This window comes from Pseudomonas sp. ANT_J28, from assembly GCF_008370005.1.
Lineage (GTDB): Bacteria > Pseudomonadota > Gammaproteobacteria > Pseudomonadales > Pseudomonadaceae > Aquipseudomonas > Aquipseudomonas frigoris.
In genome coordinates this window covers 172,218-197,323 of record NZ_VOBM01000003.1, presented here as the reverse complement: position 1 = coordinate 197,323, position 25,106 = coordinate 172,218, and the positions used below count along the sequence as shown (strand labels likewise).

The 25,106-nt window shown below is 58.9% G+C and carries 23 protein-coding genes and 1 pseudogene; 17 read left to right on the top strand and 7 right to left on the bottom strand.

All coding sequences use genetic code 11. The annotated features are described in order from the left end of the window. Window positions 1-208: 208 nt before the first annotated feature. The 8 genes and pseudogenes from FQ187_RS03125 to FQ187_RS03090 form a co-directional block, all read left to right on the top strand. Window positions 209-487: pseudogene (locus tag FQ187_RS03125) on the top strand (gamma-glutamyl-gamma-aminobutyrate hydrolase family protein); the annotation flags it as partial. A 123-nt stretch (window positions 488-610) separates the two neighbouring features. Beyond that, window positions 611-1,969, top strand: coding sequence for a glutamine synthetase family protein (locus tag FQ187_RS03120; RefSeq protein ID WP_134420781.1), 1,359 nt, complete (start codon window positions 611-613; stop codon window positions 1,967-1,969). A 57-nt stretch (window positions 1,970-2,026) separates the two neighbouring features. Next, entirely contained in the window at window positions 2,027-3,391 is a 1,365-nt protein-coding gene (locus FQ187_RS03115; RefSeq protein ID WP_149628362.1) for an aspartate aminotransferase family protein, read from the top strand. Window positions 3,392-3,588: 197 nt separating this feature from the next. Then, window positions 3,589-4,686 carry a polyamine ABC transporter substrate-binding protein gene (locus tag FQ187_RS03110; RefSeq protein ID WP_149628375.1) on the top strand — a complete coding sequence of 366 codons (1,098 nt, stop codon included), beginning with the start codon at window positions 3,589-3,591 and terminating at the stop codon, window positions 4,684-4,686. A 237-nt stretch (window positions 4,687-4,923) separates the two neighbouring features. After that, a complete protein-coding gene (locus tag FQ187_RS03105; protein WP_149628361.1) occupies window positions 4,924-6,021 on the top strand; it encodes a polyamine ABC transporter substrate-binding protein in 1,098 nt (365 codons plus the stop codon). Window positions 6,022-6,091: 70 nt separating this feature from the next. After that, the gene (locus FQ187_RS03100) at window positions 6,092-7,234 is read left to right on the top strand and encodes an ABC transporter ATP-binding protein (protein WP_008150457.1); all 1,143 of its coding nucleotides are present in this window, start codon (window positions 6,092-6,094) and stop codon (window positions 7,232-7,234) included. Further along, complete coding sequence (locus tag FQ187_RS03095; protein ID WP_149628360.1) at window positions 7,231-8,151, top strand: ABC transporter permease subunit; 921 nt, start codon at window positions 7,231-7,233, stop codon at window positions 8,149-8,151. The genes FQ187_RS03100 and FQ187_RS03095 overlap by 4 nt, the downstream gene beginning before the upstream one ends. After that, a complete protein-coding gene (locus FQ187_RS03090) occupies window positions 8,148-9,038 on the top strand; it encodes an ABC transporter permease subunit (RefSeq protein WP_149628359.1) in 891 nt (296 codons plus the stop codon). The genes FQ187_RS03095 and FQ187_RS03090 overlap by 4 nt, the downstream gene beginning before the upstream one ends. Window positions 9,039-9,170: 132 nt before the next feature. Here FQ187_RS03090 and FQ187_RS03085 read toward each other — a convergent pair whose 3' ends face one another. Next, window positions 9,171-9,812: an HD domain-containing protein gene (locus tag FQ187_RS03085; protein ID WP_046045159.1), complete on the bottom strand. Its 642-nt coding sequence runs from the start codon at window positions 9,810-9,812 to the stop codon at window positions 9,171-9,173. Between the two features lie 270 nt (window positions 9,813-10,082). Between FQ187_RS03085 and FQ187_RS03080 the strand changes: the two genes are divergently transcribed. Next, window positions 10,083-11,048 carry a GlxA family transcriptional regulator gene (locus FQ187_RS03080; RefSeq protein WP_149628358.1) on the top strand — a complete coding sequence of 322 codons (966 nt, stop codon included), beginning with the start codon at window positions 10,083-10,085 and terminating at the stop codon, window positions 11,046-11,048. A 3-nt stretch (window positions 11,049-11,051) separates the two neighbouring features. Here FQ187_RS03080 and FQ187_RS03075 read toward each other — a convergent pair whose 3' ends face one another. Next, entirely contained in the window at window positions 11,052-13,463 is a 2,412-nt protein-coding gene (locus FQ187_RS03075) for a penicillin acylase family protein (protein WP_149628357.1), read from the bottom strand. Window positions 13,464-13,571: 108 nt separating this feature from the next. After that, complete coding sequence (locus tag FQ187_RS03070; protein ID WP_149628356.1) at window positions 13,572-14,153, bottom strand: DUF6436 domain-containing protein; 582 nt, start codon at window positions 14,151-14,153, stop codon at window positions 13,572-13,574. A gap of 97 nt (window positions 14,154-14,250) precedes the next feature. Here FQ187_RS03070 and FQ187_RS03065 point away from each other — a divergent pair, with 97 nt between their 5' ends. Beyond that, a complete protein-coding gene (locus FQ187_RS03065) occupies window positions 14,251-15,198 on the top strand; it encodes an alpha/beta hydrolase (RefSeq protein ID WP_149628355.1) in 948 nt (315 codons plus the stop codon). 103 nt (window positions 15,199-15,301) lie between these two features. Here FQ187_RS03065 and FQ187_RS03060 read toward each other — a convergent pair whose 3' ends face one another. Next, window positions 15,302-16,054 (bottom strand): DUF2059 domain-containing protein, encoded by a 753-nt coding sequence (locus tag FQ187_RS03060; RefSeq protein ID WP_149628354.1) that lies wholly within the window; start codon window positions 16,052-16,054, stop codon window positions 15,302-15,304. 108 nt (window positions 16,055-16,162) lie between these two features. Between FQ187_RS03060 and FQ187_RS03055 the strand changes: the two genes are divergently transcribed. Beyond that, on the top strand, window positions 16,163-16,795 hold the full coding sequence (locus FQ187_RS03055) for a 2OG-Fe(II) oxygenase (RefSeq protein WP_149628353.1): 633 nt from the start codon (window positions 16,163-16,165) through the stop codon (window positions 16,793-16,795). Window positions 16,796-16,797: 2 nt separating this feature from the next. Beyond that, window positions 16,798-17,283: a DUF523 domain-containing protein gene (locus tag FQ187_RS03050; protein ID WP_149628352.1), complete on the top strand. Its 486-nt coding sequence runs from the start codon at window positions 16,798-16,800 to the stop codon at window positions 17,281-17,283. A 141-nt stretch (window positions 17,284-17,424) separates the two neighbouring features. Here FQ187_RS03050 and FQ187_RS03045 read toward each other — a convergent pair whose 3' ends face one another. Further along, window positions 17,425-18,012, bottom strand: a complete 588-nt coding sequence (locus FQ187_RS03045) for a transporter substrate-binding domain-containing protein (RefSeq protein WP_149628351.1) — start codon at window positions 18,010-18,012, stop codon at window positions 17,425-17,427. A gap of 135 nt (window positions 18,013-18,147) precedes the next feature. On the opposite strand from FQ187_RS03045, the gene FQ187_RS03040 reads away from it, so the two are divergent. Further along, a complete protein-coding gene (locus tag FQ187_RS03040; protein ID WP_149628350.1) occupies window positions 18,148-18,573 on the top strand; it encodes a DUF4399 domain-containing protein in 426 nt (141 codons plus the stop codon). A 75-nt stretch (window positions 18,574-18,648) separates the two neighbouring features. Here the strand turns inward: FQ187_RS03040 and serA are convergent, their stop codons facing one another. Then, the gene (gene serA / locus FQ187_RS03035) at window positions 18,649-19,878 is read right to left on the bottom strand and encodes a phosphoglycerate dehydrogenase (RefSeq protein WP_129440240.1); all 1,230 of its coding nucleotides are present in this window, start codon (window positions 19,876-19,878) and stop codon (window positions 18,649-18,651) included. A gap of 204 nt (window positions 19,879-20,082) precedes the next feature. On the opposite strand from serA, the gene FQ187_RS03025 reads away from it, so the two are divergent. The 4 genes from FQ187_RS03025 (at window position 20,083) to FQ187_RS03005 (ending at window position 24,291) form a co-directional block, all read left to right on the top strand. Next, complete coding sequence (locus FQ187_RS03025; protein WP_134420760.1) at window positions 20,083-21,477, top strand: FAD-binding oxidoreductase; 1,395 nt, start codon at window positions 20,083-20,085, stop codon at window positions 21,475-21,477. A gap of 36 nt (window positions 21,478-21,513) precedes the next feature. Next, window positions 21,514-22,179, top strand: coding sequence for a fumarylacetoacetate hydrolase family protein (locus FQ187_RS03020; RefSeq protein WP_046053735.1), 666 nt, complete (start codon window positions 21,514-21,516; stop codon window positions 22,177-22,179). Window positions 22,180-22,436: 257 nt separating this feature from the next. After that, a complete protein-coding gene (locus FQ187_RS03010) occupies window positions 22,437-23,366 on the top strand; it encodes an SdiA-regulated domain-containing protein (RefSeq protein ID WP_149628348.1) in 930 nt (309 codons plus the stop codon). 7 nt (window positions 23,367-23,373) lie between these two features. After that, a complete protein-coding gene (locus FQ187_RS03005; RefSeq protein ID WP_149628347.1) occupies window positions 23,374-24,291 on the top strand; it encodes an SdiA-regulated domain-containing protein in 918 nt (305 codons plus the stop codon). Window positions 24,292-24,419: 128 nt separating this feature from the next. Here the strand turns inward: FQ187_RS03005 and rpiA are convergent, their stop codons facing one another. After that, window positions 24,420-25,094: a ribose-5-phosphate isomerase RpiA gene (gene rpiA, locus FQ187_RS02995; RefSeq protein WP_134420752.1), complete on the bottom strand. Its 675-nt coding sequence runs from the start codon at window positions 25,092-25,094 to the stop codon at window positions 24,420-24,422. Window positions 25,095-25,106 lie beyond the last annotated feature (12 nt).

Below are 25,106 nucleotides of genomic sequence, written 5' to 3'. Positions count from 1 at the left end.
CGAACGGCATGCCGAAGTCAAGCGAGGCCTTTTTTGCCCTAAAAAAGCACCCATTGGGCTTTTTTGAGGCACTTTGGGGCGTTTTTACGCCTGTGAGCGCTTTAGCGTCTGCAGGCCGTGTTGTATTTTTTACGGGGGTGTTGTGTAAAAAAATGAACAAGGCTAAGCTCGATTCAAACCCATAACACCAATAATACCGGGGTGCTTCATGTCTCGCCTGCCGTTAATCGGCGTCACCAACTGCTCTAAGCAGATCGGTCTGCATGCTTATCACATCAGTGGCGACACCTACGTCAGCGCAGCGGCCTCTGAGGCTTCTGGTCAGCGGGTGATTCTCCCGTCCCTGGCGGAACACCTGTCTCCGTCCGATATTCTGGACGGCCGGGATGGCACCCCCATTACGGTTACTTCGTTCAATATAGAACCGATTCACAATAGCGGCCCGGCTATCTTACAGGGCGCCGCTCGTGATTCTGCACGCCCGGCATTTGCCGCGCAGCCCGGGGAAACACGATAGCCTGTCGCAGACACCCATTTCAACGCGACGCCGATGCGTCAACCATTGCCTGACGCATGCAAGCATCAGGAAACTCAAAGCCTAGAGGCATTTATGAGTAACAACCTCGACCAGCTCACCGATTGGTTGAAAGACCACAAGATCACAGAAGTCGAATGCATGATCGCCGACTTGACCGGGATCACCCGGGGCAAGATTTCGCCGACCAACAAGTTCATTGCCGAAAAAGGCATGCGCCTGCCCGAGAGCGTTCTGTTGCAGACCGTGACCGGCGACTATGTCGAAGACGACATCTATTACGAACTGCTCGACCCGGCCGACATCGACATGATCTGCCGCCCCGACCAGAACGCGGTATTCCTGGTGCCCTGGGCCATCGAGCCCACCGCTCAGGTGATCCACGACACCTACGACAAGCAAGGCAACCCGATCGAGCTGTCGCCGCGCAACGTGCTCAAAAAGGTGCTGAAACTCTATTCCGACAGGGGCTGGCAGCCGATTGTGGCGCCAGAAATGGAGTTCTACCTGACCAAGCGCTGCGAAGACCCGGATTTCCCGCTGCAACCGCCGGTTGGCCGTTCCGGTCGCCCGGAAACCGGTCGCCAGTCCTTCTCGATTGAAGCGGCAAACGAATTCGATCCATTGTTCGAAGACGTCTACGACTGGTGCGAATTGCAGGAGCTGGACCTCGACACGCTGATCCACGAGGACGGCACGGCGCAGATGGAAATCAACTTCCGTCACGGCGATGCCCTGTCCCTGGCCGACCAGATCCTGGTGTTCAAACGCACCATGCGTGAAGCCGCGCTCAAGCACAACGTGGCGGCGACGTTCATGGCCAAGCCCATGACCGGCGAGCCGGGCAGTGCGATGCACTTGCACCAGAGCATCATCGACATCGAGACCGGCAAGAACGTCTTCTCCAATGAAGACGGGACCATGAGCCAGTTGTTCCTGAACCACATCGGTGGTTTGCAGAAATTGATCCCCGAGCTGTTGCCGCTGTTCGCGCCCAACGTGAACTCTTTCCGCCGCTTCCTCCCGGACACTTCGGCACCGGTGAACGTGGAGTGGGGCGAAGAGAACCGCACCGTGGGCCTGCGCGTTCCGGATGCCGGGCCGCAAAACCGTCGGGTGGAAAACCGCCTGCCGGGCGCCGACGCCAACCCGTACCTGGCGATTGCCGCGAGCCTGCTCTGCGGTTACATCGGCATGGTCGAAGGCCTGAACCCGAGTGCGCCCGTGGTGGGCCGTGGCTATGAACGCCGCAACCTGCGCCTGCCACTGACCATCGAAGACGCGCTGGAACGCATGGAACACAGTGCGACTATCGAGAAGTACCTGGGCAAGAAATTCATCACTGGCTACGTCGCGGTCAAGCGGGCCGAGCATGAAAACTTCAAGCGCGTGATCAGTTCGTGGGAGCGGGAATTCCTGCTCTTCGCCGTCTGATGCGCCGGGCGCCGCTGATGTTGGCGGCGCTTCCACTGAAATCTTAGGAGAATTCGCATGACCAGCAACAACCCGCAAACCCGTGAATGGCAAACCCTGAGCAACGATCACCACCTAGCCCCGTTCAGCGATTTCAAGCAACTGAAAGAGAAAGGCCCACGGATCATCACCAACGCCAAGGGCGTTTACCTCTGGGACAGCGAAGGCAACAAGATCCTCGACGGCATGGCCGGCCTGTGGTGCGTGGCGATCGGCTACGGTCGCGATGAACTGGCCGATGCCGCCAGCAAACAAATGCGCGAACTGCCTTACTACAACCTGTTCTTCCAGACGGCTCACCCGCCCGTGCTGGAACTGGCCAAGGCCATCTCCGACATCGCGCCACAAGGCATGAACCACGTTTTCTTCACCGGTTCCGGTTCCGAAGGCAACGACACCATGCTGCGTATGGTTCGTCACTACTGGGCGATCAAGGGCCAGCCGAAGAAGAAAGTCATCATCAGCCGCAAGAACGGTTACCACGGTTCCACCGTGGCCGGCGCGAGCCTGGGTGGCATGACCTACATGCATGAGCAAGGCGACTTGCCGATTCCGGGCATCGTCCACATCGCGCAACCGTACTGGTTCGCTGAAGGCGGCGAGATGACGCCGGAAGAGTTCGGTATCTGGGCGGCCAATCAGCTCGAAGAGAAAATTCTGGAAGTCGGCGTGGACAACGTCGGTGCGTTTATTGCCGAGCCGATCCAGGGTGCCGGCGGCGTGATCATTCCGCCAGACACCTACTGGCCGCGCATCAAGGAAGTCCTCGCCAAGTACGACATCCTGTTCGTGGCTGACGAAGTGATCTGTGGTTTCGGCCGCACGGGTGAGTGGTTCGGTAGCGATTTCTACGACCTCAAACCCGACATGATGACCATCGCCAAAGGCCTGACATCCGGCTACATCCCTATGGGTGGCCTGATCGTGCGTGACGAAGTGGTTGCGGTGCTCAATGAAGGGGGCGATTTCAACCACGGTTTCACCTATTCCGGGCACCCGGTGGCTGCTGCGGTGGCACTGGAGAACATCCGCATCCTGCGCGAAGAAAAAATTATCGAGCGCGTTCATGCAGAAACGGCACCCTATTTGCAGAGTCGCCTACGAGAACTGAACGATCATCCCCTGGTGGGTGAAGTGCGTGGGGTGGGTCTGCTGGGGGCGATCGAGCTGGTGCAGGACAAGGCCACTCGCAAGCGTTACGAAGGCAAGGGCGCCGGCATGATTTGTCGCACGTTCTGCTTCGAAAACGGCCTGATCATGCGCGCCGTCGGCGACACCATGATCATCGCTCCGCCACTGGTGATTACACCGGCTGAAATCGATGAGTTGGTGACCAAGGCACGCAAGTGTCTGGACCTGACCCTCAGTGCATTGCAGGGCTAAGTGCTAGGCTCTGAGCGGGGTGTGAAGTTCGCATTTCGCTCAGAGCAAACGAAGGATAGGTCTTTCCTTGAAAGCCTGCCTTGGATCTTGCCAGACTACCGGTTGTTTTAGTTGCCCAGGAATAGGCCGCTGGCTCTTGGTTAACAAGAACGTGGTTAAAAAGAAAAATTGGAGCATTACGCATGAAGGCATTAGGTATGAAGATAGCTGGCAAGACCCTCCTCGCCATGTCCCTGATGGGCGTGATGGCGGGCGCAGTTCAGGCGGACGACAAAGTTCTTCACGTGTACAACTGGTCCGATTACATCGCGCCGGATACCGTCAAGAAGTTCGAAGCCGAGTCGGGGATCAAGGTTGTTTACGACGTGTTCGACAGTAACGAAACCCTGGAAGCCAAGTTGCTGGCAGGCAAGTCCGGTTATGACATCGTCGTACCGTCGAACAACTTCCTGGCCAAGCAGATCAAGGCCGGCGTTTACCAGAAGCTGGACAAGTCCAAGCTGCCTAACTGGAAAAACCTGAACCCTGACCTGCTCAAAGCGGTATCGGTGAGTGACCCGGGCAACGAACACGCTTTCCCGTACATGTGGGGTTCGATCGGTATCGGCTTCAACGCCGAGAAGGTCAAGACTGCACTGGGTGCCGATGCGCCAACCAATTCCTGGGATCTGATCTTCAAACCTGAAAACGCCGCCAAGTTGAAGTCGTGCGGTATCAGTGTCCTGGACTCGCCAACCGAGATGATTCCGGTGGCGTTGCACTACCTGGGCTATCCAACCGACAGCCAGGACAAGAAACAACTGGCTGAAGCCGAAGCGCTGTTCCTGAAAGTCCGTCCTTCGATCGCCTACTTCCACTCGTCCAAGTACATCTCCGACCTGGCCAACGGCAACATCTGCGTAGCCGTGGGTTATTCGGGCGACATCTACCAGGCCAAGACCCGCGCGGCTGAAGCCGGTGACAAGGTGAAAGTCAGCTACAACATTCCGAAAGAAGGTGCGGGCAGCTTCTACGACATGGTCGCCATCCCTAAAGATGCCGAAAACGTCGAAGGCGCCTACAAGTTCATGACCTTCCTGCAGAAGCCGGAAATCATGGCTGAAATCACCAACGCCGTACGCTTCCCGAACGGTAACGCGGCAGCCACCGCATTGGTCGATAAAGAAATCACCGCCGACCCAGGCATCTACCCGCCGGCAGACGTGCTGGCCAAGCTGTACGCGATTGCCGACTTGCCGGCCGCGACCCAGCGGATCCTGACTCGCAGCTGGACCAAGATCAAATCCGGTAAGTAAGTAAAACCCTGTAGCAGCTGCCGAAGGCTGCGTTGAGGTCCGAAGGACCTCCGCTTTTCGACAGCACAACTGCTTCGCAGTTGAACGCAGCCTGCGGCAGCTGCTACAGGGATCTTCATAAAGTTTGCTGGAACGGTTTTTCGAGGGTAAGTTGCGCGCCGGTTTTGTTGCCTGGCCGCCATGGCTGTCATGTAACGCTGGGCAACTTGGGCCCAACTAATTTTAGAGGACCTCCACGTGCCAATTTTTTCTTTGTTGCGCAATGCGCTGCTCATCGGTGCCGGGCTGACGCTTGCCGTTAGTGTCCAGGCCGCCGGTACTGTGCATATTTATAATTGGTCGGACTACATCGGTTCGACGACCCTGGCCGACTTCCAGAAAGAGACCGGCATCAAACCGGTTTATGACGTTTTCGATTCTAACGAAACCCTGGAAGGCAAGTTGCTGGCCGGGCGCACCGGTTACGACGTGGTCGTGCCGTCCAACCACTTCCTCGGCAAGCAGATCAAGGCGGGCGCGTTCCAGAAACTCGACAAGTCCAAGCTGACCAACTATTCCAACCTCGACCCGGTGCTGCTCAAGCGCCTGGAGCAAAACGATCCGGGTAACCAGTACGCCGTGCCGTATCTGTGGGGCACTAACGGCATCGGTTACAACGTCGACAAGGTCAAGGCTGTACTGGGCCTCGACAAGATCGATTCCTGGGATGTGGTGTTCGAGCCGGAAAACATCAAGAAACTACACAGCTGCGGCGTGGCGTTCCTCGACTCCGCCGATGAAATGATGCCCACGGTCCTCAACTACTTGGGCCTGAACGCCAACAGCACCAATCCCGAAGACTACAAAAAGGCCGAAGCCAAGTTGCTGGCGGTGCGGCCTTACGTGACCTATTTCCACTCGTCCAAATACATCGCGGACCTGGCCAACGGCGATATCTGCGTCGCGATCGGCTTTTCCGGCGACATGTTCCAGGCCAAGGCCCGCGCGGCTGAAGCCGGCAAAGGCATGAACATCGCCTACTCGATTCCGAAAGAGGGCGGCGCGCTCTGGTTCGACATGCTGGCGATCCCCAAGGATGCGGCCAACGTCAAGGAAGCCCATGCCTTCATCAACTATCTGCTGAAACCTGAGGTGATCGCCCAGGTCAGTGATTACGTGGGTTACGCCAACCCTAACCCAGGGTCGGACACACTGATGGAACAGTCCATTCGCACCGACAAATCGGTTTATCCACCGCAAGCCGTCCTCGACAAGACTTACGTGTCTATCGAGTTACCACCAAACATTCAACGTTTGATGACTCGCAGCTGGACCAAGGTCAAGTCGGGTAAATAGCAACAAGGCTCAAACTATCCAAGGTTCGCTCGCCTCGGGCGAACTGAAAATTTTGTTGGGAGTTTCGTAAATGGCAGTTGCCTCCGGCGCCTATAAGAAAGCCCTCGAGGGCGACCAGTCACCTAAACAGGTGTTGGTCAAAATCGACCGGGTCACGAAGAAGTTCGACGAGACGATTGCCGTGGACGACGTGTCCCTGGAAATCAAGAAAGGCGAGATTTTCGCCCTGCTCGGCGGTTCGGGATCGGGCAAATCCACGTTGCTGCGCATGCTCGCAGGCTTCGAACGGCCCACGGAGGGGCGCATTTTCCTCGATGGCGTAGACATCACCGACATGCCGCCATACGAGCGGCCGATCAACATGATGTTCCAGTCCTACGCCTTGTTCCCGCACATGACCGTGGCGCAAAACATCGCCTTCGGCCTCAAGCAGGACAAGATTCCCGCCGCTGAAGTCGATGCGCGCGTGGCCGACATGCTCAAGCTGGTTCAGATGACGCAATACGCCAAGCGCAAGCCGCATCAGTTGTCCGGTGGTCAGCGTCAGCGTGTGGCCCTGGCGCGTTCGTTGGCCAAGCGACCGAAGCTGTTGCTGCTCGACGAACCGATGGGTGCTCTGGACAAAAAGCTGCGTTCGCAAATGCAGCTTGAGCTTGTCGAGATCATCGAGCGGGTCGGCGTAACCTGCGTCATGGTGACCCACGATCAGGAAGAGGCCATGACCATGGCCGAGCGCATCGCGATCATGCACCTGGGCTGGATCGCTCAGATCGGCAGCCCGATCGACATCTACGAAACCCCGACCAGTCGTCTGGTCTGCGAGTTCATCGGCAACGTCAACATCTTCGACGGTGAAGTGATCGACGACGCCGAAGGTCACGCGACCATCACCTGCAAGGACCTGGACCGCCAGATTTACGTGGGCCACGGCATCAGCACGTCGGTGCAGGACAAATCCGTGACTTACGCGATCCGTCCGGAAAAACTGCTGGTTACGCCGACCATGCCGACCTGCGAATACAACTGGTCCAGCGGCAAGGTGCACGACATCGCCTACCTCGGTGGCCACTCGGTGTTCTACGTCGAACTGCCGAGCGGCAAGATCGTCCAGTCTTTCGTCGCCAACGCCGAGCGCCGCGGCCAGCGCCCAACCTGGGGTGACCAGGTTTACGTGTATTGGGAAGACGACAGCGGCGTGGTACTTCGCTCATGAACATGCGCAAATTCAAACGTCGACTCAGTCGAATAATTCCCGGTGGCCGTCAGCTGGTCATCGGGGTTCCGTTCATCTGGCTGTTCATGTTCTTCATGTTGCCGTTCTTCATCGTTCTGAAGATCAGCTTTGCCGAAGCCGACGTGGCCATTCCGCCGTACACCGAGATCTACAGCTACCTCGACCAAAAAGTGCAGTTGCTGCTTAACCTGAGCAACTACGCGATGCTGGCCGGCGACGAGTTGTACATCGCCGCCTACCTCGGCTCCTTGAAGATGGCACTGATCAGCACCGTCCTCTGTTTGCTGATCGGCTACCCGATGGCCTACGCCATCGCCAGCGCCCGCAAAGAGATGCAAACGGTGCTGGTGCTGCTGATCATGATGCCGACCTGGACCGCGATCCTGATCCGCGTCTACGCGTGGATGGGCATCCTCAGCAACAACGGCCTGCTCAATGGTTTTCTGATGAGCATGGGCTGGATCGACGAACCGCTGCAGATCCTCAACACCAACCTGGCGGTCTATATCGGCGTGGTTTATTCGTACCTGCCGTTCATGATCCTGCCGCTCTACGCCAACCTGGTGAAGCACGACAACAGCCTGCTGGAAGCCGCGTCGGACTTGGGTTCGAGCACCTTCAACAGTTTCTGGAAGATCACCATTCCACTGTCCAAGAACGGCATCGTCGCAGGCTGCATGCTGGTGTTCATTCCGGTGGTGGGCGAGTTCGTGATCCCGGAACTGCTCGGCGGTCCGGAAACGCTGATGATCGGTAAAGTGCTCTGGCAAGAGTTCTTCAACAACCGTGACTGGCCGGTGGCGTCTGCCCTGGCGGTGGTGATGCTGGCGATCCTGATTGTGCCGATCATCCTGTTCAACCGCAGTCAGGCCAAAGAAATGGAGGGTAAAGAATGAAGCGCTTCCGTTTCTCAAGCTTGATGCTGGTGCTGGGTTTGTTGTTCATCTACGCGCCGATGCTGATCCTGGTGATCTACTCGTTCAACGCCTCCAAACTGGTGACGGTGTGGGGCGGCTGGTCGATCAAGTGGTACGTCGGTTTGATGGACAACACTCAACTGATGGGCTCGGTGGTGCGCTCGCTGGAAATCGCCTGCTACACGGCGGTGGCGGCGGTGGCACTGGGTACATTGGCCGCGTTCGTCCTGACCCGTATCACCCGCTTCAAAGGTCGCACGCTGTTCGGTGGCCTGGTTACCGCGCCGCTGGTGATGCCTGAAGTGATCACCGGTCTGTCGCTGTTGCTGCTGTTCGTGGCGATGGCGCAGATGATCGGTTGGCCGCAGGAGCGTGGCATTGTCACCATCTGGATTGCCCACACTACGTTCTGTGCGGCGTATGTGGCGGTGGTGGTGTCGGCGCGTTTGCGTGAGCTGGACCTGTCCATCGAAGAAGCGGCCATGGACCTCGGTGCGCGGCCGTGGAAGGTGTTCTTCCTGATCACCATCCCGATGATCGCGCCATCGCTGGGTGCAGGCGGCATGATGTCGTTTGCCCTGTCGCTGGATGACCTGGTGTTGGCAAGCTTCGTATCGGGCCCGGGTTCCACGACCCTGCCGATGGAAGTGTTCTCGGCGGTGCGTCTGGGCGTGAAACCCGAGATCAACGCCGTGGCCAGTCTGATTTTGCTGGCGGTATCGCTGATGACGTTCCTGGTCTGGTTCTTCAGCCGTCGTGCCGAAGAAAGTCGCAAACGTGCGATTCAGCAGGCGATCGAAGAAGGCGCTGCCGACTCCTGGAAACAACCGGACGTGCGTCGCGCCCCGGCGCCGGAAGTGGCTTAAAGGTTGGCCACAAATGTGTGGCCAACCCAGATCCAATGTGGGAGCGGGCTTGCTCGCGAAAGCGGTCTATCAGTCAACATCATCGTTGAATGTTAAGCCGCCTTCGCGAGCAAGCCCGCTCCCACATTTTGCTTATGCCACCCAAGGCGATTTACGGATGATCTCCACGAAGTTCATCGGTTTGAAACCCGGCTCGCTGTCGACCAACACATCCGCGTTTACAGTGCCGAACGTGGTGTCCGGTTTGTGCTTGAAGCCATTGGCAAACGCACACAGGATGCACTCCTTGAACCCTTCGCCACGCGGGTGGGCGTGCACGACTTCTTCGCGTTGCGCGCTGGGGAACGCTGCGTAGTCGATACCCAACACATCCATTTCAACGCCAGCAGTCACCAGCGCCACGTTAGGCCGCAGGTGTTGCGGCACCCCCGGTGTGGTGTGCAGAGCAATCGACAACCAGACCTGTTCGATATCATCGTCGGACAAACCGTAAGGCTTGAGGAATGCTTTGGCAGCGTTGGCGCTATCAACTTCGAAGCGCTCGTCGTCAGTGCGATGACCTTCCACCAGACCCAAGTCATGGAACATCGCGCCGACGTACAACAGTTCGGGGTTGTAGGCCAGTTGCTTGCGTTCACCGCTCAATGCGCCGAACAGAAACACGCGACGCGAGTGGTGATACAGCAGGTCTGATTCGACGTCGCGAATGTATTCCGTGGTGGCCTTGGCCAACGCGCTGTCGGGGATTTTGATACCGGCAATGGTGCTGCTCATGGTGCTGTCCTCGTGGGGAACGCCGTGGCGGCGCTGATGGGTTCAGTCTGTCCGCGCACCCGAAACCGGACAATCGATCCATGGCTGCGATCCCGGCCAATGAGCATGCATATCGCGCCAACCTCGCTTGTTGGGCGAGGATTGGCTAGGGTTGATAGTGATCAGCCAGAAAAGATCGCAGCCTTCGGCAGCTCCTACATGGAAACGGCGCGCACCTGTAGGAGCTGCCGAAGGCTGCGATCTTTTTCACATTCAAGGTGATTTCCTGTCATGCAGAAAACCGTTGCCATCGTGGTCTTCGCCGGCGTTCAGTCCCTGGACGTCACCGGTCCCATGGATGTGTTTTGCGAAGCCAATCGTTTCCTTGAGCCGCCAGATCACTATCGACTGGAAGTGATCGGCGTCGAGCGCGGGGTGATGCCGTGTTCCAACGGTTTGGCACTCAATGCCCATCGGCATTTCAGCGAAGCGCTGGAGGCCTACGACTTGCTGCTGGTGGCCGGTGGGCCGCAGTTGCCGTTCATGGATTTCGGTGCGGCATTCGATGCCTGGCTGCGCGATGCCTGCGCGCTGGCGCAACGCTTTGGCTCGATCTGTAACGGCGCGTTCATGCTCGCCCGGGCCGGATTGCTGGAAGGGCGAACGGTCACCACCCACTGGCGCGACGCCGCGGCGCTGGCGCAGTTGTGCCCGTCGACTCAGGTCGAGGCGGATCGCCTTTACGTGGAGGATGGCGAGCTCTACACCTCGGCGGGTGTCACGGCCGGGATTGATCTGTCGCTGTACTTGCTGGCCAGGGATCACGGGCCGGAAGTAGCGCTGAGTGTGGCAAAGCGACTGGTGGTGTTCACTCAGCGCTCGGGCGGGCAGTCACAGTTCAGCCCATTCCTCACGCCACACGCTGAACCCACTTCTGCCGTGGCGTTGGCGCAGCTCTACGTGTTGGCCAACCTGACGGGCGACCTGACAATTGCCGACCTGGCCAACGCCGCCAACATGAGCGCCCGCAACTTTTCCCGGGTATTTGCCAAAGAGGCGAAAGTCACCCCGGCGGAATTTGTCGAACGGGCCAGGGTGGATGCGGCGCGTGTGCTGCTTGAAAGCACCCAATCGCCGCTGAAGACCGTGGCTTATCAGTGCGGATTTCGCGATGCCCAGCATATGCGCAGTGTGTTTAATCGCAGGCTGGGCGTGACGCCGCAGCAGTTCAGGCTGAGCTTTGCGGCGATGGTTTGATTTTTAGGGGGCAGCCCGCGCCGGCAACAGCTTCAACGTACTGCGCGTGTTGGCCGTAACTTCTTCGTCGTTGAGATGCGCCTGGTAGTAGATCCCTTCGATGTACGCCTCCGCCTGATCGTCATAGTGGCTGTCGAACGGCACGCCACTTTGGCCGACCGGGTTGACGGTCAGGCTGTGGGTCGGGTCGGCGAAGTCGATCAGGCGGCGGGTTGACGGACCATAAGTTACTGGCCACGGCGCCGGGCCGATTTTGGCCGAGAGGTTGTTCGGCACTTCGTGAGTGCCGGGTGCCGCGAACGGGCCGACATTGAAGATCCGGTCCAGCGGCTTTTGCTGCCCCAGCGGATGGCCATGGGTCAGCGTGTGCGCCTTGCCCCACTGCCATTGCGCGAAATCGGCGCCGAGGGTGGTCTTGAGGTGAGCAATGCTCGCCTGCCACGCAACCTTGACCGTATCGGCGCGGGTTTCCTTGCCGAGGGTGTTGCGGTTGTCCCACCACGGTGAATCGGCCGTCGCGGTCAGGCGAGGCAGTGCGGAATCAATCACCCGGGTCGACAGCAAAGTCTCGAAGAAATCATTGCCCAGCTCATCGTGCATCGTCGCGTCAGCCAAGTTGAACAGGAACTGGTTGAACAGCGTGGCGCTGGTGGAGTCGAGCGGGTAGTCGCCTTTCCACTGGGCCAATTGCTCAACCAGTTTGAGTTCGGCGGGATCGCTCACCACCTCACGCAGTACGGGCAACAACGGCGCGAGCAAGCGCGGGCCGTAAGCGGTGGTGGTGCCCAGTTGCAGCTTCTGACTGGCGTCCAGATCCCACTTGATGGTTTTGTCGCTGAGTTGGCGATTGAGCTGCTGACCACGATCGGCCAGGTTGTAGTAACCGGGAATCTCCATGCCGGTCGGCGACACTGGCTGGAAGTTGGCCGAGACGATGTAACCGCGTGCCGGGTTCTCTTCCTGTGGGTTGGCACTGAACGGGTAAAAACCTTCCTTGTCCGCGTCGGCGGTGCTGCCATCGAGGATGAACCCCGGACGCACGCCCGCCGGACGTTTTGGCAACTGCGCCGCTGCCCACCAGCCGATGTCGCCCTTGGCGTTGGCCCAGACGATGTTCAGGCCCGGCGCCTGGATCTTTGCGCAGGCACTGCGGGCCTTGGCCAGGGTGTCGGCGCGGTTGAGCTGGTAGAAGCCCTCGAGGATCGGATTCTGGCTTTCAAGAAAACCCCACCACATGGCGATCGGCGTTTTGCCGACGCCGCTGCCCAGCGCATCGTTGACGATCGGACCGTGGGGCGACTGGCGCAGCACCAGTGTCACCGGTGCCTGGCCCTTGACCGCGATCTGCTGTTCGCTGGTCACCATGTCCAACCACTTGCCGCGATACCAGACCTGATTGGGGTTGTCTGGATTGACCTTCTCGGCGATCAGGTCCAGGTCGTCGTTCTGGAACATGGTGATGCTCCAGCCGAAGTCGCGGTTCATCCCGAGAGAGGCGAACGGCATCAATGCCTGATAGTGGCCATAGAGCTCAAAACCCGGCGCCGAGAGCTGCGCTTCATACCACACCGACGGCGCGGAAAAACGAATATGCGGGTCGCCGGCCAACAGCGGTTTGCCGCTTTTGGTCCGACTGCCGGAGACAGCCCAGGCGTTGCTGCCCTCGAACTGCGGCAAGCCGTTGTCGGCCAGTGCCTGTTCGCTGAGACGGGCGAGGGCGTTGAGGTCTTTCCAGTCGGTACTGGCAAGGGGTGGCATGGCACCGCTGCGGTTTTTCGCCAGCACGCCCTTGGGCTGCCAGTCGAGATCGAAGACGTTCAGGTAGTTGGCGCCCAGATGATCGCGCACGTAGGTCAGCAACGGTTCGGTGCGAAATGCCGCGGCAAAACTGTAGGCCATGTAACCGGTAATGCTGATGGTGTCCTGGGCGGTGAATGGGCGTTTGGGAATGCCCAGTACATCAAACTCCGCAGGTTTTGGATGGCTGTCCTGATACTGGTTGATGCCATCCAGATAGGCTTGCATGGCGATAAAGGCCGGCGACTGTTTGTCCATATTCGCCAGGTAGGTGTCGGCGCGTTCGCGAATGCGCAGGCTGCGCATCAGCTTGTCGGTGTCGAGCAGTTTCGGGCCCAGTACCTCGGCCAGTTCGCCGCGGGCGAGGCGACGCAAGGCTTCCATCTGAAACAGCCGATCCTGGGCGTGCACGTACCCGAGGGCGCGGTACAGGTCGGTTTCGTTCTCGGCGCGAATGTGCGGGATGCCGCGCTCGTCATAGCGCACGGTGACCGAACCTTGCAGGTGTTGCAGTTCCACCATGCCCTGACGTGACGGCTGCTTGCTGAAAACGTACCAGCCTGTACCTGCGGCGAGCGCGGCAACCAGCAGGGCGAGGACGGTCAGGCTACGTTTCATGGTGATTCCTTGTTGTTATGAGTGGCAGCAGTTCCCTGGCGCCACTGTTTAACACGGCTTGGCGATAGGGCCATCGCACTTAGGAGGGATTCACGTCTCCTGTCAGCCTTACTTCACGGCGTCGACAGGCCACGGGCAGTAACAACCCACGGCCAGTGTGTGCGTGGCGTTCACCGCGCGGCCTTCGTTCAACGCTTGCAGAATCGGTTCGATAAAGCTGTTACTGGAATTGCAGGTCAGGCCTTCGCTGTACGGGCCGAAATACGCCAGTTTGCCGCTGCGATCCCAGATCGCCACGGCTGGGCTCGCGGGGATCTGTTCGGAACCTGGTAAGACGACGATGCTTTTCAGGCGGCTTAAGGTGCTCGGCAACTGACCGTGACTGCCAGGCTTTTGTACCGCATAAAACTCCACGCCTTGCGGTGCATAGTGCTCAACCAGTTCGCTCAGGTGTTGTTGGTTACCGACGTTGCACGGGCAGGCCGGGTCCCAGAAGTGCACGAGGCGGATGGCGCCGGGGCCCGCGAGGTTGTCGGGCAGGCGCAGCGGGTCACCGGAGAACACCGCGGTGTGCTCGCTGAACGCTCGCAGGTAGCGGCCCTGAAACCAGTCGTAGGCAGCCCACAGCGCGCCGGCACACACGAGGGCGAGCAGGCTGGCAAGCAGTGTGGCGCGGTAGGGCGAGCGCATGGATTTCAGTCCTCGAAGGTGCGCTAGCTTGCCATGCTTGCCTCAACAGATGAATATCGCAGGCCCATAAAGTCCGTTTCGCGTTCTGGAATTGCTCATGTCTGCCACTTTCGACTCCGATCATCTGCGTGCCAGCCTGCGGCCGCTGGCCGACTGGCAGCCGCTGTCGGTGGAAGCGCTGGCTTACCAGCGTTTCTACGGGCTGGATTTTGCGGGGCGGAACGTGCGCAGTGGTCTTGGGCGTTTCGCGGTCGATGGTTATGAAGTGGTCAGCCAGGTCTGGTGGCCCGAGCGGACGAAGGCGACGCTGTTTTTGTTCCACGGTTTTTACGATCACACCGGGCTTTACCGGCATGTGATCGAATGGGCGCTGGATCAGGATTTTGCGGTGATTGCCTGCGACCTGCCGGGACACGGGCTGTCCAGTGGCGAACGGGCCAGCATCAAGGATTTCGCCGAGTATCAGGACACGCTGCAAGGGTTGTTCACCGAAGCGCAATCCCTCGATCTGCCGCAGCCGTGGCACCTGTGCGGGCAAAGCACTGGCGGCGCGATCGTGATTGATCATGTGCTCAATCAGGGCGCCCACAGTCCGGCCCAGGGCCAGGTCATTCTGCTGTCGCCGTTGGTAAGGCCGCGGGCCTGGGGTTGGTCGCAACTCAGCTATTACCTGCTCAAGCCTTTCGTCAAAGCCATCGCCCGGCGCTTCAGCGAGAACTCCAACGACCCGGATTTTCTACCCTTCCTGCAAGCGGACCCGTTGCAGCCGCTTCGTTTGCCGACCGCCTGGGTCGGTGCGCTGGCACGCTGGATCAAGCGCATCGAAGCCGCCCCGTACAGCATGCGGCGACCGCTGATTGTGCAGGGGCAAGCGGACATGACCGTGGATTGGGAGCATAACCTTGAAGTGTTGCGGGGCAAGTTCGATCGGCCGCAGGTGCTAATGTTGCCTGAGGCGCGGCATCACCTGGCGAATGAGACGCTGGCGTTGCGGCGGGAGTATTTCGGGTTTTTGACGAAGCGGATCAAGGGGCGGAATCTTTAGTGGCAGTGATGGCCTCTTCGCGAGCAAGCCCGCTCCCACAGGAGAATGCATTCCAATGTGGGAGCGGGCTTGCTCGCGAAGGGGCCCTTTCAGGCGCTAAAAATTACTGGCGAAGCGTTGAAGTATCCTGCCCCACCGCCAACCCCGCGCGAATCGCCGCCAATGCTGCCTGGTAATAAGCCTTGCCCTCGGTGGACTCGGCGAAGGTGGCGAACTCTTCCAGTTCTTCATCCGACAGGTCGCGATAGACATACAACAGCGTGTTGTTCAGGTCGTTGCCGATCTGGTCCATCAAACGCTGACGCTGACCATTCAACATGCCTTGAGCCTGACCACCGCCGAGCAGGCCGGGGATCATTGAACTGAGGCTGTCGGCCGCGACGCCGGCAATCGCCAGGCTGACTTCCGCGCCAGCCTCGCGAGCGGGCAGGGCCTGGGCCAGATGGCCGATGATCAGCATGCGGCTGTCGCTGGCCTGGATCTTGGGCAAACCCTTGGCGTTTTTTGCCAACTGATCGCGACGGGTCGCCAGCAATTCGGCGGCCACGATTTTCTTGCCCAAGGGTGACTGAAAGAACGTCAACGCTGGTTTCGGATCGGCGAGGGTCTTGCGCAATTGCGCTTCGGCGCGCTGGTCCACGGCCTGGGGGGCAAAGCGCCGATTGCTGTTATTCACCAGCGCTTGGAACACTGCCGGAGGCAAGCTGTTCTGGTATCGCTGCTGAGCGGCCGAGAGAGCGTCGTTGAAATGCGCGCGTTGTTCTGGCCAACCGGCGACCTTGTACAACTGGTCGTGGCCGTCTGCCCAAGCGGGCAATACACAGAACATCAACAGTGAAAAAAGCAAACGGCGCATAGGGACTCCTGTCAGCAGGCGACTATTCTCCGTGTGGCATTCGTCCTTGTCGAGAATTCGTATCAACCCGCTGCGCGGCTCTGTCGGATTTTCAGGCACAGGAATACTATGCGCGGCATGCGAATACCCTCTGATCACCCGCTGCTGTTACGTATCGTCGATGACCTGGCTGAGAACGGCTGGTCGCAGCAGAATATTTTCCTTCCTCTGGGTCTGACCCGGGAACTGGCGGCTGAGTGCCGTAAACGGGCTGCCGAGGGCGAATTGGCCCCGGCCGCCGTGGGGCGCGGGTCGACATCCGAGATTCGCGAGGGGATTCGCGGCGACCATATCCAGTGGATCGAGCCCGGCCAGGCGTTGGCGTGCGACAGCTATCTGGATTTGATGGACAGCCTGCGTGAAGCGATGAATCGTGGTTTGTTTCTGGGCCTGGAAGATTTCGAAAGCCATTTCGCGCTGTACCCGCCCGGTGCTTTTTACCTCAAGCATGTCGACCGTTTTCGTGATGACGACCGGCGCATGGTGTCGGCGGTGGTCTATCTCAATGACGCCTGGCTGCCCGAGCACGGCGGCCAGTTGCGCATGTACCTGGATGAATGCGTCGAACATGATGTGGTGCCCACAGGTGGATGCCTGGTGGTGTTTCTGTCGGGTGAAGTGCCCCACGAAGTCCTGCCCGCGAACCGCGATCGCCTGTCGTTGACCGGCTGGTTCCGGCGGCGTGGCAACGAGCCGTTCTGATCATGCAAAAAATTCTGGTTAGCCGCTGTCTGCTGGGCCACCGCGTACGTTATGACGGCGGGGCGAGTGGGCCGTTCGATCAGCTTCAACAGTGGCTTGATGAAGGTCGGGTGGTGCCGTTGTGTCCGGAGGTGGCCGGCGGGTTGCCGACGCCAAGGGCAGCGGCCGAGATTCCGGGCGGGCAGGGTGCTGAAGTGCTTGATGGCCACGCCTCAGTGATCACCACCGAGGGCGAGGACGTCAGCGCCGAGTTTCTCTCGGGGGCTTATCAGGCGTTGGAACTGGTGCAAAAGCACGGCATCCGCATTGCCGTACTCAAGGCCAACAGCCCGTCTTGCGGGAATCTGTTGACCTATGACGGGACGTTCAGTGGAGTGAAGGTCAGTGGTGAAGGCGTGACTGCGGCGTTGCTCAGGCGCCATGGCGTGCAAGTCTTCAGTGAGCTGGAGTTGCCGCAAGCGGCGGCAGTCCTGGCAACCCTGACCTAACGCCCTACACAAAACCACTGTGGGAGCGGGCTTGCTCGCGAAAGCGTTGAATCAGACAACATTCATTTGACTGACACACCGCTTTCGCGAGCAAGCCCGCTCCCACATTGGATCTCCATGAATTGATCTATTTCCAGAACATCAGGGTTGCGGCGCCACACTCGTATCCGTCCCCAACCACTTCTGCGACAACGCCTCCAATCGCCCATCCGCCTTGATCCGCTGCAGTGCATTTTCCAGGCTGGCACGAAACGCCGGGTTACCCTTCTGAAACGGAATCGCCAGGTTCACTGCCGGGCCAGCCTTCGGCTTCTCTTCCGTCAGCGACTGCACCAGCAGCATCGAGCGAGGTTGCTCTTCCTTCTGCGCGATCAATTGCGCATCAGTGTGAATGTAAGGTTCGCTGAAATCGAAACGATCCTTGAGGTCCGGGGTCACTGCTATGTGGTTGATGGCGATGTCGTATTTACCGCTTTCGACACCGGTCAACAGATCGCCTGAATCGGTAACGACGAAGTCGGCCCGCACATCCAGCTCGTTGGCCAGCAGTTGACCCAACTCGACTTCGAAGCCCGAGAGTTGACCATCGTCCTTGAAATTGAAGGGCGGTGTATTAGCCTCAAGGGCAATACGCAATTCGCCTCGGTCGTTTACATCGTCAATCAGTTCGGCATGAGCCAAAGGGCTCAGAAGGGGTAGCAGGCAGATCAGGCCAGGCAAAAAACGCATGGTCACTCCTTTGAATTCATTATCGCGATGCTCTGATTCAGGCTCGCTTTGCTATGGTTGTCGAATGCCTTCGACAACGAATGACCGTGAAGTTGTCATGGCCACACGGATTTTACGAAAAAACTGGAGAAGAGAATGAAAACCTTTATGTCACGAGCAGCATTGGCTGGCCTGTTGATGGGTGCTTCGATGCTGGCAACGGCTGCGACTCCGGCCCCCAAAGGTGCAGAAGTGTCCATCGTTTCTCCTGCGGACGGAGCTACGGTTCCGCAAACCGTCGTCGTCAAGTTCGCTGTCGAGAACATGGCGCTGGCGCCTGCGGGCGATGTCACCAAGAACACCGGCCATCACCATTTGCTGATCGATGTCGACAAACTGCCCGCCGCTGGCACCCCGATTCCGAATGATGCCAACCATATGCATTTCGGCAAGGCGCAGACCCAGGCTGAAGTAAAGCTGACGCCGGGCAAACACACCTTGCAGCTGGAGCTGGGAGATAGCGGCCACATGCCGTTCGATCCGCCGATCGTGTCGGAGAAAATCACCGTCAACGTTAAGTAACCTGCTCGGAATAAAGAACCGCGCCCATGAAAAAGGAGCCCCCAAGGGCTCCTTTTTTTGTCACTCAAGTCACTATCAGAACAACACGCGGCAACGAATGGTGCCGTTAATGTGCTGCAGCTTCTCTTGCGCCATTTCCGAGTACTCGGCGTCGACGTCGATCACGACGTAGCCGACTTTCTCGTTGGTCTGCAGGAACTGACCGGAAATGTTGATACCGTTTTCGGCGAAGACCTTGTTGATCTCGCTCATCACACCCGGAATGTTCTCGTGGATGTGCAGCAGGCGGTGCTTGCCAGGGTGAGCCGGCAGGGCCACTTCCGGGAAGTTGACCGAGGACACCGACGTACCGTTGTCGCTGTACTTGACCAGTTTTTCTGCCACTTCCAGACCGATGTTGGCTTGCGCTTCAGCGGTAGAACCGCCGATGTGCGGGGTCAGGATCACGTTGTCCAGGCCACGCAGCGGGCTTTCGAACTCTTCGTCGTTGGAGCGAGGCTCCACCGGGAAGACGTCGATGGCCGCGCCGATCAGGTGCTTGTCCTTGATCGCGTCCGCCAGCGCTTGCAGTTCAACTACAGTGCCGCGAGCCGCGTTGATCAGAATGCCGCCCTTCTTGATCGCACGGATTTCTTTCTCGCCGATCATCCACTGGGTCGCAGCGGTTTCCGGAACGTGCAGGGTGACGATGTCGGACATGCCCAGCAGCTCGGTCAGGTTGCCGACTTGAGTTGCGTTGCCCAATGGCAGCTTGGTCACGGTGTCGTAGAAGTACACCTGCATGCCCAGGCCTTCAGCCAGAACCGACAATTGCGTACCGATCGAGCCGTAACCGACGATACCGAGCTTCTTGCCACGGATTTCGAAGGAGTTGGCTGCGCTCTTGATCCAGCCGCCACGGTGGCAGGAAGCGTTCTTCTCAGGGATGCCGCGCAGCAACAGGATCGCTTCGGCCAGCACCAGTTCCGCGACGGAGCGAGTGTTGGAGTACGGAGCGTTGAACACTGCGATGCCGCGTTCGCGGGCAGCATTAAGGTCAACCTGGTTGGTGCCGATGCAGAAACAGCCGACAGCGACCAGTTTCTTCGCGTGATCGAAGATCTCTTCGGTCAGTTGAGTGCGGGAGCGAATGCCGATGAAGTGCGCATCAGCGATCTTTTCCTTCAGCTGGGCTTCCGGCAGAGAACCTGTGAGGTACTCGATGCTGGTGTAGCCCGCCGACTTGAGGACGTCGACAGCCGATTGGTGGACGCCTTCGAGAAGAAGGAACTTGATCTTGCTCTTATCGAGAGAAGTCTTGCTCATCTGCGTAAACCTGTATCCCGGAGAAAAATGGCAGGAAATGGTCAACAGATGCTGACCCGGACGGCAAAAAAGCCGTCGCCGCAGAACAGCCGTCGGGCACTATCCTGCGGGGTCGGTATGCTAGCATATGCACCCCGCTAAACACTCATTCCTGCGACGTGAAGCGTTCTCAGGATGACCATGAATTGTTCGAGAGTTCTGTCGATGACCAATCCTGCCCTGATTGAAGAGCTGAAGACCCTGGTTGAGCCTGGCAAGGTCCTGACCGATGCCGACTCCCTGAATGCTTACGGTAAGGATTGGACCAAGCATTTTGCCCCGGCCCCGACCGCCATCGTGTTCCCCAAGACCACCGAGCAGGTCCAGGCCATTGTCCGTTGGGCCAATGAGCACAAAATTGCGCTGGTGCCGTCCGGCGGTCGCACCGGTCTGTCCGCTGCTGCCGTGGCCGCCAATGGCGAAGTCGTTGTGTCCTTCGACTACATGAATCAGATCCTCGACGTGAACATGACCGACCGCACCGCGGTCTGCCAGCCGGGCGTGGTCACCGAACACCTGCAGAACGTCGCCGAAGAAAAAGGCCTGTACTACCCGGTGGATTTCGCCTCGGCGGGTTCGAGCCAGATTGGCGGCAATATCGGCACCAATGCCGGCGGGATCAAGGTGATTCGCTACGGCATGACGCGCAACTGGGTGGCCGGCATGAAAGTCGTCACCGGCAAAGGCGATCTGCTGGAACTGAATAAAGACCTGATCAAGAACGCCACCGGTTACGACCTGCGTCAGCTGTTTATTGGCGCGGAAGGCACCCTGGGTTTCGTAGTCGAAGCCACCATGCGTCTGGACCGTGCCCCGAAAAACCTCACCGCCATGGTCCTCGGCACCGCCGATTTCGATTCGATCATGCCGGTATTGCACGCATTCCAGAGCAAACTCGACCTGACCGCCTTCGAATTCTTCTCCGACAAGGCTCTGGCCAAGGTCATGGCCCGTGGCGATGTCCCGGCCCCATTCGAAACCGATTGCCCGTTCTACGCGCTGCTGGAATTCGAAGCGACAACCGAAGAAGTGGCCAACCACGCCCTGGAAACGTTCGAGCACTGCGTTGAGCAGGGCTGGGTGCTGGACGGCGTGATGAGCCAGAGCGAAACCCAGCTGCAAAACCTCTGGAAGCTGCGCGAATACATCTCCGAGACCATTTCCCACTGGACGCCGTACAAGAACGACATTTCGGTCACTGTGTCGAAAGTCCCGGCCTTCCTGAAGGAAATCGACGCGATCGTCGGCGAACACTACCCGGATTTCGAAATTGTCTGGTTTGGCCACATCGGCGACGGCAACCTGCACTTGAACATCCTCAAGCCGGAAAACCTGAGCAAGGACGAGTTCTTCGCCAAGTGCGCGACCGTCAACAAGTGGGTGTTCGAAACCGTCGAGAAGTACAACGGCTCGATTTCCGCCGAACATGGCGTGGGCATGACCAAGCGGGACTACTTGACCTACAGCCGCTCGCCGGTTGAGATCGAGTACATGAAAGCCGTCAAAGCGGTGTTCGACCCGAACGGCATCATGAACCCGGGCAAAATTTTCGCTGTTTGACTTTTGAATTTAAGAGCTACGAAACAGGAGTCGGTAATGAGCTATCAGCACCAGTATGTCGACGGTACGCGTATTCATTTCCCGCTGGGGAAAGTGGTGTGCATTGGCCGTAACTACGCCGAACACGCCAAGGAACTGGACAACCCGGTGCCTACAGAACCGCTGCTGTTCATCAAGCCGGGCAGTTGCGTAGTGCCGTTGGAAGGTGGTTTCAGCATTCCGACCGAACGTGGCTCGGTGCATTACGAAGCGGAAATCGCGGTGTTGATCGGCAAACCTTTGTCGACCAAACCGAGCCGTGAAGAAGTGCTCGATGCTATCTCCGGCTTCGCTCCAGCCCTGGACCTGACCCTGCGCGACAAGCAGGCCGAGCTGAAAGCCAAGGGCCTGCCGTGGGAAATCGCCAAGTCCTTCGACGGTGCGGCGGTGATTGCGCCCTTCGTGTCCGGCAGCACGTTCGCTGACCTGACCGACATCGGCATCCGCCTGACCATCAACGGCGAAGTGCGCCAGGATGGCAACAGCAGCGCAATGCTCAACCCGATCGTGCCGATGATCCAGCACATGGCCGGCTGCTTCTCGCTGCAGGCCGGTGACGTGATCCTGACGGGTACGCCGGTTGGCGTTGGTCCGCTGAATGTCGGTGATGAACTGGTGATTGAATTGCCAGGCGCCAGCAGCTTCACCAGCAGCGTCCGCTAACCAAGACACTGCCAAACCCAGTGTGGGAGCGGGCTTGCTCGCGAATGCGGTGTGTCAGGCAACTCATATGTCGACTGATACACCGCATTCGCGAGCAAGCCCGCTCCCACATTGATTTTTTAGTTGCCGATGCAGGGCAATCCCGCCATTTCCCGTTTTTTTCACATCTCGTCCGGATAATTCCGGGACTTGCCGCGTCTGAGCCGGTCCCACTTGTGCTATTACCCATAGCCTGAATTTCTGGAACGCATCCCTCGATGTTCACCCAACCACTGCCTAAGCTTAAAACTGCCCGCCGCTCGCGTTTCGTCATGCGTTGGTATTACTGGCTTTTGCTGGTCGCGGCTGCTGTGTATGGCCTGGCGTTTGCGATGCATTGGGATGATCGCGGTGTGCTCTGGGTACGTGAGCGTTTCGAAAGCCCGGCTGAGCGTCAGAAAAGTGTCTGGCTGCCGGACTACCGCGCGGTGATCGACGCCAAGCTGCTACCGGGCATGGAGAAGGACGAAGCGTCCGACCTGGCCTACGACCCTCAAACCAAAACCCTGTTCTCGGTCATGGGCAAGAATCCGTTCCTCGTCGAATTGACCCTGCAGGGCGACGTGCTGCGAAAAATGCCGCTGGTGGGCTGGAGCAACCCGGAAGGCGTGACTGTGATGGGCAACGGTCTGTTGGCCATCGTCGATGAGCGTGACCACATGCTCTCCATCGTCAAGGTTGACGCTGACACCCGCGAGCTGAACATCGCTAACTTCCCGAAATACGACCTCGGCCCCTCGAAAGACCAGAACAAGGCCTTCGAAGCAGTCGTTTGGGATTCGCGCAATCAGCAGATGTTGCTGGGTGAAGAGCGTCCACCGGCGTTGTTCACCTGGAAAAGCAACGATGGCCAGACACTCACTGGTGACAAGCAGAAACTCGCCAGTGACGAACTGGACGTCCGCAACCTCTCGGCGCTGGCCATCGACCCGCGCACTGGCCACACCCTGGTGCTGTCTGCCGACTCCCACTTGTTGCTGGAGCTGGACGAAAAGGGCGAGCAGGTCAGCTTCATGACCTTGCTGGGCGGCTTCAATGGTTTGAAGAAGACCATTCCTCGCGCCGAAGGCGTGACGATGGACGAGGCGGGGACGCTGTACATGGTGAGCGAGCCGAACCTGTTCTATCGCTTCGAAAAGCAGAAATAAGGCCTGAATGCGTCGACTTGCCCGCCCCAAGCCTCTGCTTTTGATCCTGTCGGTCATTGCGTTGATCGCGCTGGTTGCGGCCGGCCAGTACCTGCGCCTGTTCGAGCGCGCCTGGTTCAACCTGCACACGCTATGGCAACCGGAGAATGGTCAGTCCATCGCTCTGGATCAATACCAGGTGACGCTCGAAGCCCGAATTATCGAAGGCCTGGCCGACGATGTGTCGGCGCTGACCTTCGATCCGGTGCGCAAAAGCCTGTTCACCGTCACCAACAAAAACTCAGAGCTGATCGAACTGTCGCTGGACGGCCAGATTATTCGACGCATTGCGCTGGTCGGGTTTGGCGATCCGGAAGCGGTTGAGTTCATCAGCGCCGACACTTACGTAATCACTGACGAGCGTCAGCAGCGGCTGATCAAGATTCATCTGGAGAACGACACAACGTTCCTCGACGCAGCGGATGCCGAGCAGATGACCCTTGGCGTGCACATGAGCGGAAACAAGGGCTTCGAAGGCCTGGCTTACGACTCGGTGGGCAAGCGGTTGTTTGTCGCCAAGGAGCGCGACCCGATGCTGATCTACGAAGTGCAGGGCTTTCCCCATTACAACCCGGAAAAATCCTACGCGGTGCACGTAGTGAACAACCCCAAGCGCGATGCCGGGATGTTCGTGACGGACCTGTCGAGCCTGCAATACGATGAGCGCAGCGGCCATCTGCTGGCATTGTCGGATGAGTCGCGGCTGATTCTGGAACTCGATGTGGACGGGCGACCGCTGAGCACCCTGTCACTGAACAAGGGGCGTCAGGGGTTGCAGAAGACGGTGCCACAAGCGGAAGGGATCGCCATGGATGACGACGGTACGATGTACCTGGTGAGCGAGCCGAACCTGTTCTACGTCTTCAAAAAACCAGTACAAAACTAACTAACACCCTAAAACCAATGTGGGAGCGGGCTTGCTCGCGAAAGCGGTCTGTCAGTCGACATCTCTATCGACTGACACGGCCTCTTCGCGAGCAAGCCCGCTCCCACAGGTTTTGCTATGTGTTCGGCTTACTTTGCGCGCAGGGTTTTCACGCCTTCGCTGGTGCCCAGCAGCAGCAAATCCGCTGGACGTGCCGCGAACAAACCGTTGGTGACCACGCCGACGATGGCGTTGATCTGCGTCTCCAGCTCCACCGGGTTGGTGATCTGCATGTTGAACACGTCGAGGATGATGTTGCCGTTGTCGGTCAACACGCCTTCACGGTAAACCGGGTCGCCGCCAAGCTTCACCAGCTCGCGGGCCACGTGGCTGCGGGCCATCGGGATCACTTCCACCGGCAGCGGGAACGCACCGAGCACCGGCACCAGTTTGCTGGCGTCGGCGATGCAGATGAAGGTCTTGGCCACAGCCGCCACAATCTTCTCGCGGGTCAGGGCTGCGCCGCCGCCCTTGATCAGGTTCAGGTGCTCGTCGCTTTCATCGGCGCCGTCGACGTAGAACTCCAGGTCGCTGACCGTGTTCAGCTCATACACCGGAATGCCATGGCCCTTGAGGCGGGCAGCAGTGGCTTCGGAACTGGCGACTGCGCCGTCGAACGCGCCTTTGTGCTTGGCCAGTGCATCGATGAAGCAGTTGGCGGTGGAGCCGGTGCCGACCCCGACGATGCTCTTGTCGTCGAGTTTCGGGAGGATGAAGTCGACGGCGGCCTGAGCCACTGCCTGTTTGAGTTGATCCTGGGTCATGCGGGCTCCGAA

Bases quoted from the DNA above. Each gene is read 5' to 3' on its own strand.
- FQ187_RS03120 (WP_134420781.1), top strand. From the start codon at position 611: ATGAGTAACAACCTCGACCAGCTCACCGATTGGTTGAAAGACCACAAG.
- FQ187_RS03115 (WP_149628362.1), top strand. From the start codon at position 2,027: ATGACCAGCAACAACCCGCAAACCCGTGAATGGCAAACCCTGAGCAAC.
- FQ187_RS03110 (WP_149628375.1), top strand. From the start codon at position 3,589: ATGAAGATAGCTGGCAAGACCCTCCTCGCCATGTCCCTGATGGGCGTG.
- FQ187_RS03100 (WP_008150457.1), top strand. From the start codon at position 6,092: ATGGCAGTTGCCTCCGGCGCCTATAAGAAAGCCCTCGAGGGCGACCAG.
- FQ187_RS03095 (WP_149628360.1), top strand. From the start codon at position 7,231: ATGAACATGCGCAAATTCAAACGTCGACTCAGTCGAATAATTCCCGGT.
- FQ187_RS03090 (WP_149628359.1), top strand. From the start codon at position 8,148: ATGAAGCGCTTCCGTTTCTCAAGCTTGATGCTGGTGCTGGGTTTGTTG.
- FQ187_RS03085 (WP_046045159.1), bottom strand. From the start codon at position 9,812: ATGAGCAGCACCATTGCCGGTATCAAAATCCCCGACAGCGCGTTGGCC.
- FQ187_RS03080 (WP_149628358.1), top strand. From the start codon at position 10,083: ATGCAGAAAACCGTTGCCATCGTGGTCTTCGCCGGCGTTCAGTCCCTG.
- FQ187_RS03075 (WP_149628357.1), bottom strand. From the start codon at position 13,463: ATGAAACGTAGCCTGACCGTCCTCGCCCTGCTGGTTGCCGCGCTCGCC.
- FQ187_RS03070 (WP_149628356.1), bottom strand. From the start codon at position 14,153: ATGCGCTCGCCCTACCGCGCCACACTGCTTGCCAGCCTGCTCGCCCTC.
- FQ187_RS03065 (WP_149628355.1), top strand. From the start codon at position 14,251: ATGTCTGCCACTTTCGACTCCGATCATCTGCGTGCCAGCCTGCGGCCG.
- FQ187_RS03060 (WP_149628354.1), bottom strand. From the start codon at position 16,054: ATGCGCCGTTTGCTTTTTTCACTGTTGATGTTCTGTGTATTGCCCGCT.
- FQ187_RS03055 (WP_149628353.1), top strand. From the start codon at position 16,163: ATGCGCGGCATGCGAATACCCTCTGATCACCCGCTGCTGTTACGTATC.
- FQ187_RS03050 (WP_149628352.1), top strand. From the start codon at position 16,798: ATGCAAAAAATTCTGGTTAGCCGCTGTCTGCTGGGCCACCGCGTACGT.
- FQ187_RS03045 (WP_149628351.1), bottom strand. From the start codon at position 18,012: ATGCGTTTTTTGCCTGGCCTGATCTGCCTGCTACCCCTTCTGAGCCCT.
- FQ187_RS03040 (WP_149628350.1), top strand. From the start codon at position 18,148: ATGAAAACCTTTATGTCACGAGCAGCATTGGCTGGCCTGTTGATGGGT.
- serA (WP_129440240.1), bottom strand. From the start codon at position 19,878: ATGAGCAAGACTTCTCTCGATAAGAGCAAGATCAAGTTCCTTCTTCTC.
- FQ187_RS03025 (WP_134420760.1), top strand. From the start codon at position 20,083: ATGACCAATCCTGCCCTGATTGAAGAGCTGAAGACCCTGGTTGAGCCT.
- FQ187_RS03020 (WP_046053735.1), top strand. From the start codon at position 21,514: ATGAGCTATCAGCACCAGTATGTCGACGGTACGCGTATTCATTTCCCG.
- FQ187_RS03010 (WP_149628348.1), top strand. From the start codon at position 22,437: ATGTTCACCCAACCACTGCCTAAGCTTAAAACTGCCCGCCGCTCGCGT.
- FQ187_RS03005 (WP_149628347.1), top strand. From the start codon at position 23,374: ATGCGTCGACTTGCCCGCCCCAAGCCTCTGCTTTTGATCCTGTCGGTC.
- rpiA (WP_134420752.1), bottom strand. From the start codon at position 25,094: ATGACCCAGGATCAACTCAAACAGGCAGTGGCTCAGGCCGCCGTCGAC.